The sequence below is a fragment of the Aeromonas sp. s7(2024) genome (assembly GCF_040907825.1).
Classification (GTDB): Bacteria; Pseudomonadota; Gammaproteobacteria; order Enterobacterales; family Aeromonadaceae; genus Aeromonas; species Aeromonas veronii.
On the sequence record NZ_JBFOCM010000014.1, the window covers coordinates 39,044 to 53,478 of the forward strand.

General features: G+C 57.9%; 9 protein-coding genes and 1 pseudogene. 5 read left to right on the top strand and 5 right to left on the bottom strand.

The window, feature by feature from the left end; genetic code table 11:
* Window positions 1-11: 11 nt before the first annotated feature.
* From phnX to phnW, 3 genes are read right to left on the bottom strand one after another with little or no spacing between them, the layout of a single operon-like run.
* On the bottom strand, window positions 12-851 hold the full coding sequence (gene phnX, locus AB5Y73_RS04810) for a phosphonoacetaldehyde hydrolase (protein WP_279499574.1): 840 nt from the start codon (window positions 849-851) through the stop codon (window positions 12-14).
* Window positions 844-2,283 carry an aspartate aminotransferase family protein gene (locus AB5Y73_RS04815; RefSeq protein ID WP_118853745.1) on the bottom strand — a complete coding sequence of 480 codons (1,440 nt, stop codon included), beginning with the start codon at window positions 2,281-2,283 and terminating at the stop codon, window positions 844-846. The genes phnX and AB5Y73_RS04815 overlap by 8 nt, the downstream gene beginning before the upstream one ends.
* Entirely contained in the window at window positions 2,280-3,422 is a 1,143-nt protein-coding gene (phnW, locus tag AB5Y73_RS04820; protein WP_118853744.1) for a 2-aminoethylphosphonate--pyruvate transaminase, read from the bottom strand. Before phnW ends, AB5Y73_RS04815 begins: the two co-directional genes overlap by 4 nt.
* 265 nt (window positions 3,423-3,687) lie before the next feature.
* On the opposite strand from phnW, the gene phnR reads away from it, so the two are divergent.
* The 5 genes and pseudogenes from phnR (at window position 3,688) to AB5Y73_RS04845 (ending at window position 10,059) form a co-directional block, all read left to right on the top strand.
* A complete protein-coding gene (gene phnR / locus AB5Y73_RS04825) occupies window positions 3,688-4,395 on the top strand; it encodes a phosphonate utilization transcriptional regulator PhnR (RefSeq protein ID WP_005300236.1) in 708 nt (235 codons plus the stop codon).
* A 120-nt stretch (window positions 4,396-4,515) separates the two neighbouring features.
* Window positions 4,516-5,535, top strand: coding sequence for a putative 2-aminoethylphosphonate ABC transporter substrate-binding protein (locus tag AB5Y73_RS04830; RefSeq protein WP_181497267.1), 1,020 nt, complete (start codon window positions 4,516-4,518; stop codon window positions 5,533-5,535).
* A 272-nt stretch (window positions 5,536-5,807) separates the two neighbouring features.
* Entirely contained in the window at window positions 5,808-6,902 is a 1,095-nt protein-coding gene (locus AB5Y73_RS04835) for a putative 2-aminoethylphosphonate ABC transporter ATP-binding protein (protein ID WP_167567153.1), read from the top strand.
* Entirely contained in the window at window positions 6,899-8,635 is a 1,737-nt protein-coding gene (locus AB5Y73_RS04840) for a putative 2-aminoethylphosphonate ABC transporter permease subunit (RefSeq protein WP_181497266.1), read from the top strand. Before AB5Y73_RS04835 ends, AB5Y73_RS04840 begins: the two co-directional genes overlap by 4 nt.
* Window positions 8,636-8,653: 18 nt before the next feature.
* Window positions 8,654-10,059, top strand: a pseudogene (locus tag AB5Y73_RS04845) (FAD-dependent oxidoreductase).
* Window positions 10,060-10,931: 872 nt separating this feature from the next.
* On the opposite strand, the gene AB5Y73_RS04850 reads toward AB5Y73_RS04845, so the two are convergent.
* Together AB5Y73_RS04850 and AB5Y73_RS04855 are read right to left on the bottom strand one after the other, a co-directional pair.
* Window positions 10,932-13,490 (bottom strand): tetratricopeptide repeat protein, encoded by a 2,559-nt coding sequence (locus AB5Y73_RS04850; RefSeq protein ID WP_236095744.1) that lies wholly within the window; start codon window positions 13,488-13,490, stop codon window positions 10,932-10,934.
* Between the two features lie 243 nt (window positions 13,491-13,733).
* Window positions 13,734-14,435 (bottom strand): IS3 family transposase (locus AB5Y73_RS04855; RefSeq protein ID WP_368147339.1); only part of this gene is annotated, 702 nt, incomplete at its 5' end.

The window sequence follows — 14,435 nt, forward strand, 5'->3', positions numbered from 1 at the left end:
AAGCAGATGGCCTACGGCCGCTCGCCAGCCGCCAGACGGCGGTTGATATCGGCGATAACCGGGGCGATGTCGGCAAGGGTATCAATCACATAGTGCGCCCCCGCCGCCCGCAGTTTGGCCTCGGCCGGTGCGCGCCGGGCGGCGATCTCCACCTCGCCCATGGCGGCAAACTCTTCCCAAGTGGCACCAAATTCGTTGCCGGAAACCGACAATCCCACCGTCCACATGCCCGCGTTAAGCCCTTCGCTGATACCCGGCACGGCGTCATCCACCTTGATGCAGCGATGCACCGCGCTCACTCCCAGCTCAATTACGTTGGCCAGCGCCATCCAGGGACCGGGGCGACCACCAGCCTTGAGGTCATCGGTGGCGACCCAGTGATCCGGGCGATAGCCGTGATCGGCCGCCGCTGGCACCAGCGCCTCCATCACCGGACGGGGATAACCGGAGCAGGAGCCGATTTTCATCCCCTGCCCCCGCAGAGCGTCCAACACAGGCAGCACACCGGGGATGGGGGCGGCAAAGCGGGTCACGGCGGCAATCTGCAGCGGCATAAAGGTGTGATAAATGTGGTCCACCTCGGCGTGGCTCATGGGGTGGCCAAAGCGGGCCTGCCAGCGCGCATCCACCGAGGGCAGACGGCCCAGCGCGGCGATATGATCCCACTTGCCAAGGCCCATGGGCTGGCGCGCTTCGTCCAGGGTCACAGCAAAGTCATAGGCGCGGGCGAAGGCCTCGACGAAGATGGAGGTGGGGGCGAAGGAGCCGAAATCGACGACGGTGCCAGCCCAGTCGAGGATCAGCGCCTCTACGTCGGTGATTGGATCTACAGCAATCTGCAAGTCAGTCATGGTGGTGTTCCTGTTTCGGTGAAAGTGCGATCTCGCCAAGGGCGTGATCGAGAATGGTGATGGCGCGCACCAGATCGGCGCGGGTGATATTGAGCGGTGGCGAGAGCTGGATGACGTTCCCTTGTGAGACCTTGAAGCTGAGCCCCAGCTCCAGACAGCGGTAGAGCAGCCGCTCGGCGGCCTGGCTATTGCGGGTGCGACTCTGATGATCGACCACCAGATCGAGCGCCCACAGGAGGCCGATACCGCGTACTTGTCCTATCAGCGGGTGACGCTCGGCCAACTTGCCGAGCTCGGCCGCCATAAAGCGGCCATCCTCCTGCGCTTTTGCCAGCAATCCCTCTTCACGGATGGTCGCGATGGTCGCGAGGGCCGCCGCGCAGCCGATAGGGCTCTTCTCGTGGGTGTAGTGACCGAGCGAGATGGCCGCAGCCTGATTGAAACGGTCGCGGGAAATGAGAGCCGCAAACGGTACCACCCCGCCCCCCAGCCCCTTACCCAGACAGATGATGTCGGGTTCGATGCCGAACTCTTCAAAGCTGAACCAGTGGCCGGTGCGGCCCAGGGCATTGGGGATCTCGTCGACGATCAGCAGCACCTTGTGACGATCGCAGATCTCCCGCACCCGCTGCCAGTAGGCCTTCGAGGGCACCTGCACATCGGTGTTTCGGATGGGTTCGGCGATAAAGGCGCCGATCCCTCCCTCCTTCTCGATGACGTACTCCAGATAATCGGCGTAGTGCAGGTCATCCCCCTCCCCGCGATACCAGACACCGCGATAGCGGGTGGGGGGCGGGATACGCTCCACTCCGGCCATCAGCGGGCCCATACCGGCGCGAAAACAGGCCTCACCACCGACCGAGATGGCATCGAGGGAGGCGCCGTGAAAGGCATCCCAGAGCGACACCACCTTGCTGTTGCCGGTGATGAAACGGGCGAGCTTCAGGGCAATCCCCACCACCTCGCTGCCACCGGGGGCAAACAGCACCCGGTTGAGATCGCCGGGGGCCAGCTCGGCCAGGGTGCGGGCGCAGTCGATGGCAACCTGATGGGTGTAGCGGCGGGGCGCGAACGGCAGATCGGCGAGTTGCTGCTGCACCGCGGCCACCACCCTGGGGTGACCGTGACCCAGCTGATGAACGCTGTTGCCGTGAAAATCGAGGTAACGCTCGCCCGATACACTGGTCAACCAGCTCCCCTGCGCCCCCTCAATCAGATCCAGACAGGGGGTGGAGAGGGCCTGATGGAGAAAGTAGCGGCTATCCTCCGCCAATCCGGCCTGTACATCGTCGCTCTGGCCCGCCCACCAACGCGCCCGCCCCTCGCCAAGGTTGATATCCCCTTCGCTATCGGCGCGGCCGCTACCGTGCAGCTTATGGTCATACAAATCGCGGCCACGCAGATCACGACCCTGAGCCTGCATGCTGGTCATCGCGCGTCCCCTTGCCAGTAGCAGGCGCTGGCCATGGCGGCGAGCAGAGCGCGCACCCGCTCCGGGGTCACGTCGCCGATATTGCCGATACGGAAGCAGTCGGCCTGGGAGACCTTGCCCGGGTAGATAACAAAGCCCTGCGCCTTGAGCCGCTGGTAGAAATCGGCGAAGCGGTAGTCAGGGTGGGTCGGAGAGTAGAAGGCGGTGATGATGGGAGATTGCCACTGTTCTGGCAGCAGTGGCGCAAAGCCGAGGGCAGCCATCCCCGCCACCAGCGTGCGCTGATTTTCACTGTAACGCTGATGGCGGGCGGCGATGCCCCCCTCCTCGTCCAGCTCGCGCAGCGCCTGGGCAAAGGCAAGCACGGTATGGGTGGGCGAGGTAAAGCGCCACTTGCCCCCTTGCTGCTCCATGGTCTGCCACTGGGCGTGCAGGTCGAGGGAGACCGAGCGGGCACGACCGGCGCAGGCCATGAGCGCCACGCGGCGGGCGATGACGAAGCCAAAGCCCGGTACCCCCTGAATGCACTTGTTGGCAGAGCTGATGAGAAACTCGATGCCAAGGCGCCCCATGTCGATGGGGATACCGCCAAAGCTGCTCATGGCATCGACAATCAGGCGGATGCCGCGGCGCTGGCAGAGCTCAGCCACCTCCTCAAGGGGGTTGAGCATGCCGGTGGTGGTCTCGCAGTGCACCATGGCCAGATGGGTGATCTCGGGGTGGCGCACCAGCATCGCCTCGATGGCTGCGGGTTCCGGGCGGGTTGTCTCGCCGCAATCGAGCTCGTGGTGGCGCAGGCCAAGGCAGCGGGCCATCTCCCCCATGCGGGCACCGTAGGCGCCGTTGTTGATGATCAGCAGACACTCATCGACGCCTATCGCCGAGCCCAGTACGCTCTCCACCACATAGCTACCGCTCCCTTGCAGCAGCACGGCGCTGTAGTCACTTTGATATTCCGGGCCAGTGGCGAGGCGCACCAGCTCGCGGCGGATGGGCTCCACCACCCCCTGGTTGTAGTCCGCATCCCAGGTACAGCTGTCTTGCAGCATGGCGGCACGCACCGTGGCGGTGGTCGAGAGGGGGCCCGGGGTCAGCAGCAGGTAATCCACGGCGGCGGGGGCCGCAGGAATATGGGTCATGACTTCGCTCCTTTTGGTATATACCAGAATGAGCGCATTGTGGGTAACTGCCCCGCCAAGGTCAAAGGGGTGGGGCTACGTGCAACAAAAAATTCATTTTCAGCGCCGGGATCGCGATAATCTAGGAAGCCTGAATAGCAGGGGCGATTCTGGTATCTACCAACGCATGTTGATGTTGCCTTGTAACGACCGGGCAGATGACCTGCCCTGTGCCCAGCCCATTGCCCAACTCATTGCACAAATTATTGCAAAACCAGGGATTTTCATGAGCAAACCGCAATATCTGCAGATCAAGGATGCCCTCGCCAACCAGATCCTGGCGGGGGGTCTGGCCCCCAACGACAAGCTCCCCTCCGAGCGGCTGCTGGGGGAACTCTATGGCACCACCCGGGTTACCATCCGTGAGGCACTGGTTCAGCTGGAGGCCAACGGCCTTATCTATCGGGAGGATCGCCGCGGCTGGTTCGTCACCCCGCCACGCTTTCGCTTGAACCCCAGACGCACCTCCAACTTTCACCAGATAGTCCGGGAGCAAGGGGGTGAGCCGCGCACCGAGCTGCTGGAGAAAAGCCGCCAGGCGGTGCCGCCCGCGTTGATGGCGCAGTTGCAGCTCAAGCCGTTCGACAGCCTCTTTTTGCTCAAGCGGCTGCGCTATGCCAACGGGCGTGCCATCTGCTACTGCGAGAATCACTGCCTGCCAGAGCGGGTGCCGGGCCTGCTTGAGCTGGATCTCAACGGCAGCCTGACCGAGATCTATCAAGCCCATTACGATCTCCACTATGCCCGCATGCAGGTGCGTTTCTTCCCGACCGCCCTGCCGGACGAGGTGGCCAAGGCGCTGGGAGCCACCGCTGGCCTACCCGCCCTGCGCCTCGAGCGGCTCAACTTCGATCAGCACGGCCGAGTGCTCGACTTCGATCTGGAGTACTGGCGTCACGACAGTCTGGAGATCGAGGTGGATACCCAGGATTAGTCACGGATAAATCAGGAACGGCAAAACGTCACGGGGCTGTCACGGTCACGTCATAAAGATCCCCTAGCCTCTCTCTCGACCAATCTGGTTTATACCAAACCAATTTAACTGGAGAAGAGGATGAAACAGGGAACCCATCTGCTGGCCGCCGCCGTGCTGGCTGCCACGACAGCCCCGGCACTGGCCGCGACCGATCTCACCGTCTACACCGCCTTCGAACCGGAGCAGCTCAACGAGCTGAAAACCGCGTTCGAGCGCCAGCATCCGGATATCAACATCAAGTGGGTGCGTGACTCCACCGGCGTAGTCACCGCCCGCTTGCTGGCAGAAAAAGCCCAGCCCAAAGCGGATGTGGTATGGGGACTGGCCGCCACCAGCCTGATGCAGCTCGATCAGCAGCAGATGCTCAATGCCTATGCACCGAAAGGACTGGACAAGCTCGACAGCCGCTTTCGCGACAGCAAGGCCGAGCCTCACTGGATCGGTCTGGACGCCTTCTTCAGCGCCATCTGCTTCAACAAGGTAGAGGCGGAAAAACAGGGGATCCCGGCCCCCACCAGCTGGGCCGACCTCACCAAGCCCATCTACAAGGGCAAGGTGATCATGCCCAACCCCAGCTCCTCCGGCACCGGTTACCTGAGCGTTGCTGGCTGGCTGCAGACCATGGGCGAGCAGCAGGGCTGGCAATTCATGAACGGCCTGCACCAGAACATCGACCGTTACACCTACTCGGGCTCCGCACCCTGCAAGCTGGCCGCCAGCGGCGAGACGGTGATCGGTATCTCCTTCGACTTCCCGGCTACCAGCCTCAAGGCCAAGGGTGCCCCCATCGAGGTGGTGTTCCCGAAAGAGGGGTCGGGCTGGGATATGGAAGCCGCCGCCATCATCAAGGGCACCCCCAAGTTAGAAGCCGCCAAACAGCTGCTCGACTTTGCCGCCACCGAACAGGCCAACGCCCTCTACAACAAGTCGTTCGCCGTGGTCGCCATCCCCGATGTGGCCCAACCGAGAGCGGGCTATCCGGCAGATATCAAAGGCCAGATGATCGACAACGACTTTAGCTGGGCCGCCCGCGAGCGTAACGCCATCCTGGCCCAGTGGAGTGCCAGCTTCGACGGCAAGACCGAAGCCAAGCAGTAAGCGTGAAGGGCGGCGGTTTGTTCACGCCAGACACACCGCTGCCAATAAACTGCCAGTCGAAGGCCAACAGCTGTTGGCCTTCGCTTTTTGGTTTTAACTTCCCGAGTTTGTATTGCCTTCAATTAGCGACGCTTCGCCCATCCACACAGGGCCCAGCCACTTGTTGACGGCCCGATCTCATTTGACTGTCATCAAGCTGTCATCCCCCGATCACCTGACCGTCACACTTCACCTGCAAACTGGTATATACCAAATCAGTAGCGAGTCGAACCATGACCCAGCCCTATCTGGACATTCAACATCTCAACAAGCAGTTCGGTGCTTTTCAGGCCCTCAAGGGGATCTCTCTGACCATTGAGCCGGGGGAGTTTATCTGCTTTCTCGGCCCCTCCGGCTGCGGCAAAACCACCCTGCTCAGAGCCATCGCCGGGCTGGATCTGCCGGACAACGGCGAGATCTGGCAAGGAGGGCGCAATATCTCCCGCCTGCCGCCCCAGGAGCGCGATTTTGGCATCGTGTTTCAGTCCTATGCTCTCTTCCCCAACCTGACGGTGGCCCAGAACATCGCCTTCGGCCTTGAGAATCAGGGGCTGGCGCGGGATCTCATCAAGGAGCGGGTGGACCACTGGCTGGGGCTGGTGGATCTCACTGCCCAGTCCCACAAATACCCGAGCCAGATCTCCGGCGGCCAGCAGCAACGCGTAGCGCTGGCCCGGGCGCTCGCCCTCTCCCCCGGTCTGTTATTGCTGGACGAACCGCTCAGCGCGCTGGATGCACTGGTACGTACCCACCTTCGCAGCGAGATCCGCGCCCTGCAGCAGCGCCTTGGCATTACCACCATCATGGTGACCCACGATCAGGAAGAGGCGCTGACCATGGCCGATCGCATCGTGGTGATGGAGGGCGGCCGCATCGTGCAGGTGGGCACCCCGCAGGAGATCTACCACCAGCCTGCCAGCCGTTTCGTGGCAAGCTTTGTCGGCACCATGAACTTCCTCGAGACCCTGGTGCTGAGCCCCAATCAGGTGCGCCTCAACGAACAACCGCTGACACTTGCCAACCAGGCCGCTGCCGGCAGCAAATTGCAGGTGGCGATCCGCCCCGAGGCAATCACCCTGAGTGCGCCGAGCGAGCCGTATCTTGGGCAACATGGCGTTGAAGCAACCATCGATCAGGTGGAGTTTCTCGGCGCTGCCCAGCGTCTTATCTGCACCGCCGACACCTATCTGGGCCCACAGCAAATTCTGGTGGAGCGCCCGACCCACGAGCTACCCCGCCACGAACAGGGTGGCTGGCGCAGCGGCATGCGCTGCTCGCTGCACTGGCCCGCCGGGGCGATGCAACTATTTGAAGGAGAGCGTCCATGACAGCCCCCTTTGCGACCTCCTCCCTGCTGCCACCAGTGACAGCCCGCCAAGACTCTCGCTGGCAGCGGCTCTGTCGCGGCTGGAGCCGGGATCAACTGCTGCAACTGATCCTGCTGGTGCTCGGCATCGCCCTGCTCACCGGCGGTCTGTTGCTGCCACTGCTCACCATGCTGCAAAAGAGTCTGCAGGATGAGAACGGCCTCTGGGTGGGCCTTGCCAACTTCAGCGCCTACTTCGACTCCCCTCATCTGGGGCGCACCATAGGCAACACCCTCTGGCTCGGGGTGCTGATCACCGCGCTCGTGGTAACCATCGCCTTTGGCTACGCCTATGCCCTCACCCGCACCTGCATGCCGGGCAAGCCCCTGTTTCGCCTCATTGGCCTTATTCCGCTGTTGATGCCCTCCCTGTTACCCGCCATCAGTCTGGTCTACTGGTTTGGCAATCAGGGGATAGCCAAGGGGCTGCTCGGCGGCGAGAGCATCTACGGCCCCATCGGCATCGTCATTGGTCTGGGCTTCTGGTGCTTCCCCCACGCTTTGATGATCCTTATCACGGCGCTCGGTCAGAGCGATGCCCGCCTCTATGAAGCCTCCCGGGTGCTGGGCAGCAGCGGCTGGCGCACCTTTGTCACCGTCACCCTGCCCACCGCCCGTTATGGCCTGCTCAGCGCCGCCATCGCCGTCTTCACCCTCACCATCTGCGACTTCGGGGTGGCCAAGGTGATTGGCGGCCAGTACAGCGTGCTGGCTACCGATATCTACCGGCAGGTGATCGGGATGCAGAACTTCTCGCTAGGCGCAGTGGCCAGCGTCACCCTGCTGCTGCCGGCACTGTTGAGCTTTGCCCTGGAGCACAGAGTGCGCAGCAAGATGCAGGAGCAGAGCAGCACCAAGGCGGTGCCCTATCAGCCCAAACCCCATCGGCTGCGGGATCTGCTGGCGCTCGGCTGGTGCACGCTCTGGGCCCTGCTGTTTCTGGCGCTGGTGGGGATGGCGGTTTACGGCTCGCTGGTGCAGTTCTGGCCCTACAACCTCGCTCTGACGCTGGATCACTACGCCTTTGACAGCAACAGCGTCTATGGCTGGCAGCCCTTTACCAACACCTTGCAGCTGGGCCTCTATACCGCGCTTATCGGCACCGTGTTGGTGATGGTGCTGGCCTGGGCGCAGGAGAAGGGACGCCACTTCGCGCCGCTGCGCCAGCTGCTGCATCTGCTCGCCATGCTGTCGCTGGCAGTACCCGGCATGGTGCTGGGGCTGGGTTACATCTTCTTTTTCAACGGCAATCCGCTCTTTGGCAGCCTCTATGGCACTCTGCCACTGATGGTGCTCTCCTGCGTCATCCACTACTACACGGTGGGCCATATGACGGCGCTGACCAGCCTCAAGCAACTGCCCAAGGAGCTGGAGCTGGTGGCCATCTCATTGCGCATTCCGCTCTGGAAGGCATTCTGGCGAGTGACGCTGCCCGCCTCCCTGCCTGCACTGCTGGAGATCTTCATCTATCTGTTCGTCAACGCCATGACCACCACCTCGGCGGTGATCTTCCTCTATTCGAGCGACAGCGTGCTCGCCTCCATCGCCGTGCTCAATATGGAGGATTCCGGCGATACCGCCGCGGCCGCCGCCATGGCCACCCTGATCCTGCTGGCCGCCGCCACCGTCAAGCTGCTCCAGCTCTTTTTGAGCCGCGCCCTGCTGGATCGCACCCAGCGCTGGCGCCACCAATAACCTTATCGAGGAGTCATCATGTCCACTCTCCCCTTCTGGCTGGCCGAAGCGCTCGCCGCCGAACAGTCCGCGCCCCCCATCCCCCTGGTCGGCAACCACGAGGTCGATGTCTGCATCGTCGGCGGCGGCTTTACCGGGCTGTGGAGCGCCATCGCCCTTAAACAGGCCGAACCACACTTGCGCATCATGGTGCTGGAAAAAGATCGCTGCGGCAGCGGCGCCTCGGGGCGCAACGGCGGCTGCCTGCTCACCTGGTCGGCCAAATACCTGACCTTAAAACGCCTGTTTGGAGAGCAGCAGGCTGCCTGGCTGGTACAAAGATCCGAGCAGGCGGTGCACGAGATCGCCCGCTTCTGCGAACAGCACAATATTGAGGCACAGCTGAGGGTCGAGGGCACCTGCTACACCGCCACCAGCGAGGCCCAGCGCGGCCTGATGGAGCCGGTATTGCAGGAACTCAAGCGAGCCGGTCTTAACCAGTGGCAGGCGATTGAAGAGGATGAACTGGCGAGCCAGAGCGGTTCCCACGTTCATCTGGAGGGGCTCTACAGCCCACACGCGGGCTCGGTGCAACCGGCGCTCTTGGTGCGCGGCCTGCTGCGGGTGGCGCGGGAACTGGGGGTCGAGGTTTATGAGCACTCCCCCATGCAGCGCCTTGAGGCGGGCCAGCCTGCACGGGTGCAAACGTCACAGGGCGAGGTGCGTGCCCGCAAGGTGGTGCTGGCCCTCAACAGCGCCATGGTGCAGCACTTTCGCGAGTTTCGCCGCAGTATCGTGCTGGTCTCCTCCGATATGGTGATAACCGATCCCGCGCCGGATGCACTGGCTGCCCAGCAGCTTGAGCACGGCCGCTCCGTGGTGGATGGCCGCACCTTTGTGCATTACTACCGCACCACCGTGCAAGGGCGGCTGATGCTGGGCAAGGGGGGCAACACCTTCGCCTTTGCCAACCGCCATCTGGCCGAGTTTGATGCCCCCAGCCGTTATCTTGCCCCCTTACCCGCACCCTGCGCCGCTTCTTTCCGGCGCTCAAAGAGGTGCCCATCGCCGCCAGCTGGTGCGGCGCCTCCGACCGCTCGGTAGATGGCCTCCCCTTCTTCGGTAACTGGCGAGGGCAGCCCAATATCGTCTATGGCCTCGGCTACTCCGGCAACGGGGTGGCGCAGAGCTGGATCGGCGGCCAGATCCTGGCGGCTTTGGTGCGCGATGAAGCTCGGGGATCAGATAAGCCGTGGCGCGAATGCGCGCTGGTAAGCGGCCCGCGTGGCTACTTCCCGCCAGAGCCATTCCGCTGGCTGGGCGCCATGGCGGTGCGCAACGCCATCCGGCGCAAGGAGCGGGCGGAAGATGAGAACCGCCCGGTGGCCTGGTATGACAAACAGCTGGCCAAACTTGCCGATGCGGCGGGCAAGGCGGATAAATAGCCCGGCGATAGAGGGCAACAATTTCTCATACTGTTTCGCCCCACACCCTATTTCTTGAAACTGCCGACCCGAGGGTCGACATTTTTACAGGTGAAATCTGAGGGGGCATTATCGCCAAGCGTGATCAGCTGATGGTCCCAGCGGCGGCAGGATTGAGATAGCGTGATTTGTAGGTTGGCGCAGAGCGTAGCGAAGCCCAACAGGCGAGCATGATTACGTCAACCAGGCGGAATAAACAAGGATGTGGCGAAGCCGTAAACAAATAGGCAGGTATATTTCACGGTAAACGTTGGGCTTCACTTCGTTCAGCACCAACCTACCCTTTTTAGCCCAACATACGAGATTTATCGTGCTCGACCGGGATCTCTACCAGCTGGTCGCCGTCGGCAAACCGGAGCAGATCGCCGATACCAAAGTCACCCGCACCGTCTTTCGCGGGCAGACGGTCTTTAGCCAGTAAGTTCAGCCGAAATGACGAGTGTGAGCATCTGGTCAGCGGCGCTCTGAGCGAATGCCGCAAGCACAGCGCCTTGTAAAAGCAAAATGCCGACCTTTTGGTCGGCATTTTTACTTCGGGGTGCGATAACCAGAACGGATAGCGAGCAACGCTGCGCAAGGGTCAATCAACGGGAGTTAACCCGCATTCGGCTTGGCTCTTTGCCTCAAATCTGCGGGGCATTGGCAACCAGCGTGGCCAGCGGATTGCCCCCAAGCAGCGGCAGGATTGATTCACCAGCGAAACAGCGTTAGCCAACTTGGTTGCAACAGCGTAACAATCTGGCGTTACTCGATTCTGGCCGCAGGCAAAGGCTGTGGCATACTGTCCCCCGATCGTTCGAACAGGCTTCGCTATTCGAAACAAAAGGTGCGTTTTAGGTAGAAGAAATGTCCAGTAACACATCCTCTTTAAATCGATAAGCGTCTACAACCAGCTCTTTAAACCGATCATCTGCAACATCGCTAAAACAGCGGATAAGCTCGTCACAGGTCATGATTGCCTCCAGATACAGTCCTAGATCACGTTGTCTAACGCCTTTATTAATGAATGATTTGGCTACTTGTTCTTTAAGGCTAACCTCTGTCGCATCGCCGAACCGACGTATTACTTCGTCATAAGTCGTTATTTCATCCGCGTACTCATCAAGTTGACCTTGTATGATCCCTTTATTAATCAAAGCCGTTGCAACTTTTTCTTGTAGCGTCAACTCTGTCGCATCACCGAATCGACGGATCACATCATCATAAGTCGTTATTTCTTCTTTGGACTGACCAAGTTGACCTTGTGTTATTCCTTTATTAACTAATGCTATTGCAACTTGCTTTTGTAGCGTCAACTCTGTCGCATCACCAAACCGACAAACCATATCATCATAAGCCGATATTTCCGCCTTGAATTGACCAAGTTTACCTTGTGTCACTCCTTTATTAAGTAATGCCATTGCAACTTGTTCTTTTAGCCTCAGTGCGGCCGCATCACCAAACCGCTGGATAACTTCGTCACAGCTCATTATTGCATCTAAATACTGACCGAGTTGATTTTGTGTGACGCCCTTATTAACCAAGGCACCAGCTACTGACTCAGTTAGATCGAGCTCTGTCGCATCACCAAATCGGCGGACAACCTCGTCATATGTCTTAATTTCAGCATCTAATTGGCCCAATTTGCTTTGTTCGATACCCTTACTAATCAGAGCCATCGCAACTTGTTTTTTGAGCTCGACCTGTGTCGCATCACCAAAACGGCGAATAATCTCGTCATAGATCGTAATCACCTCTGCTGGCTGACCATGCTGGCCTTGTGTTAACGCCTTGTTAGCTAGCGCCTTAACAACCAACTCTTTTATCACTAATGCTGTTGCATCACCAAATTGATGGATAACTTTGTCATAACTTGTAATTGCTTCCATTGGTTGGCCAAGTTGGCCTTGTGTGATGCCTTTATTAACTAGTGCTGTAGCTAGCGGCTCTAGGAATACTAGCTCTGTCGCATCACTAAACCGGCGGATCACTTCGTCATAGTTCTGAATTGCATCAGTGAGCTGGCCTAAACGCCCCATAATAGCTCCTTTATTAGTTAGAGCTTTAGCTATAGATTCTTTTAGAGTCGGTTCTGCCGCATCACCAAACCGGCGGATCACTTCGTCATAGCTTGTAATAGCCTCCATTGCCTGACCAAGTTCGTCTTGTATGATCCCCTTATTTACTAAGGCTGTAGCGACTAGTTCTTTAAGAGTTGGCTCCATTGCATCACCAAATCGGCGTATAACCTCTTCATAGGTTGAGATTTCCTCCGAGGACTGGCCAAGCTGGCCATATGTGACCCCTTTATACACCAAGGCTTTGGCGACTTGTTCTTTAAGCCTGAACTCTGTCGCATCACCAAACCGACGATCCACTTCGTTATAAGCAACAATCTCAGCTTCATATTGTTCAAGTTTACCTTGCGTGATGCCTTTGTTGACCAATGCACTAGATAGCAAAGTCTTCATTCTCAAATCAGCAGGGTCTTTCACAAAGAGAATCAACTCATCGTACGCAACTAATTCATCATCAAATTTACCAAGTTCATTTAACATGTTCGCTTTGTTAAACAACCCAAAAGCTACAAGCGCTGTTATTTTCATCGATGACGTATCTTTATACCTTCTCAATAACTCATTATAAACGTCTATTGCGTTTGTTAGTTCGTCACGTCTATAAATCGTCTGTGCCTTTTTAAAAAGCGACAATGCAAGTTTTTCCTGAGTCTCTGTTGATGAAGCATCATCAAACCTTGTGAGCAATTCATCGTATATTGATATTGCCTCTTCAGGCTTATCTGATTTTTCAAATGCCTCTGCTTGCATAAGATAGGATTGTACAAGCAATTGTTCGTTTTGAATTCTAAGTTCCGCCTGAAGTGATGCATGTTCTGTTTGCAATCCAGTCATCTGAATTTTTCGCAACTCTTCGAACCGTGCTTGCTCAGCCTCTATAAATATCCTACCCTCTTGGTTAAAATACTGCTGCGCGGCAATTTTAGCTTCTGATATAGCACGCTTTTTCGCAGTCCACCCCATAAATATAGCAGCAACAGTAATTAGCAGACCAAATATTGATAGAACACCCCCCCAAAAATTGGTCATCCAGCTAATATCACTAATTCTACGATCATAGCCAGTCAACTCTTTTGAATTATTTTCAGTTTGAAACTCAAGCTTCTCTTTTATTCCCACCAATTGCACTTTAATTTCTTGAAGTTCCTTTTCAGCATTTTTTATCTCTTCGCCATTAATCGACTGCTTTTGAATTTCGGTCTCTAATCTAACGCTTCGCTCTTGCAACTGAACTATTTGTTGAATAAGCCAAGTTTGCTCGTAAGGGCTTGAAAATGGGGCGCGGACATTAGGTTGATTGTCGTTGGAAAATGCGAATGGACTAAATGCGTACATTAGAACGAATATTTGAAAAAAATATCGTATGTGCGAAGTAAGAGACATCATTGACCTTTACATAAAAATTTATATTCTTACAATTTACCATAGCCAGAGTAAAAAGATAACTATATGTCACCTTATCAAAGAGGTAAGGCCCCGCAGCCAATTTTTGCCAAAATTATCTTCTTTCCCTATTCAGTTAGGATCCGCCGACGACTTCCAACAGCTTTTATCGATATTAGATAGTCCATGTAGTGGTCAACTAAATCCGGACACTTGGTTAGGCCGATCCTCGGCTTTTGCTGGCGGCATCCCGTCATTGTGGTGATGTGGACGCCGCCAGTTGTAGTAATCCATCAGGTAATAACTGATATCTCGTTTCGCTTCTCGCAAGCTCATATATCCCATAGCCGGGAGCCACTCTGACTTCAGGCTTCTGAACAACCGTTCCATCGGGGCATTATCCCAGCAGTTTCCACGCCGACTCATGCTCTGGGTTATGCGATAGCGCCACAGTCGTTGCTGAAGTGCCCGGCTACCATATTGGCTGCCCTGGTCGGAGTGAAATAGCACACCGGATGGGCAATCCCGCTGCTGATAGGCCATTTCCAGTGCTTTGATTGCCAATTCTGCATCAGGTTTATCAGACATCGCCCAGCCCACGACCCGCCGGGTGTGCAGGTCAAGCACCGCTGCCAGGTAATGCCAGCGTCCACCTGCCCAGACGTAGGTGATATCGCCACACCACACCTGATTGGGTTGCTGGACATCAAATTCGCGAGCCAGCAGATTGGGAATATCCGGTCGTTCAGACCGAGCGACCTGATAGCGATGAGCGCCCGGTTGCTTGGATACCAGACCGGCTTCCTTCATCAGGTTACGTACTTTGAATCGGCCAATCTGATACCCCAACTCTCGCATCATCGACATCAAGGCGCGGCTGCCCGCTGAGTTCCGGCT

What these genes read in the sequence shown, in the direction of transcription:
- phnX (WP_279499574.1), bottom strand. Translation starts at nt 851, where the DNA reads ATGACTGACTTGCAGATTGCTGTAGATCCAATCACCGACGTAGAGGCG.
- AB5Y73_RS04815 (WP_118853745.1), bottom strand. Translation starts at nt 2,283, where the DNA reads ATGACCAGCATGCAGGCTCAGGGTCGTGATCTGCGTGGCCGCGATTTG.
- phnW (WP_118853744.1), bottom strand. Translation starts at nt 3,422, where the DNA reads ATGACCCATATTCCTGCGGCCCCCGCCGCCGTGGATTACCTGCTGCTG.
- phnR (WP_005300236.1), top strand. Translation starts at nt 3,688, where the DNA reads ATGAGCAAACCGCAATATCTGCAGATCAAGGATGCCCTCGCCAACCAG.
- AB5Y73_RS04830 (WP_181497267.1), top strand. Translation starts at nt 4,516, where the DNA reads ATGAAACAGGGAACCCATCTGCTGGCCGCCGCCGTGCTGGCTGCCACG.
- AB5Y73_RS04835 (WP_167567153.1), top strand. Translation starts at nt 5,808, where the DNA reads ATGACCCAGCCCTATCTGGACATTCAACATCTCAACAAGCAGTTCGGT.
- AB5Y73_RS04840 (WP_181497266.1), top strand. Translation starts at nt 6,899, where the DNA reads ATGACAGCCCCCTTTGCGACCTCCTCCCTGCTGCCACCAGTGACAGCC.
- AB5Y73_RS04850 (WP_236095744.1), bottom strand. Translation starts at nt 13,490, where the DNA reads ATGTACGCATTTAGTCCATTCGCATTTTCCAACGACAATCAACCTAAT.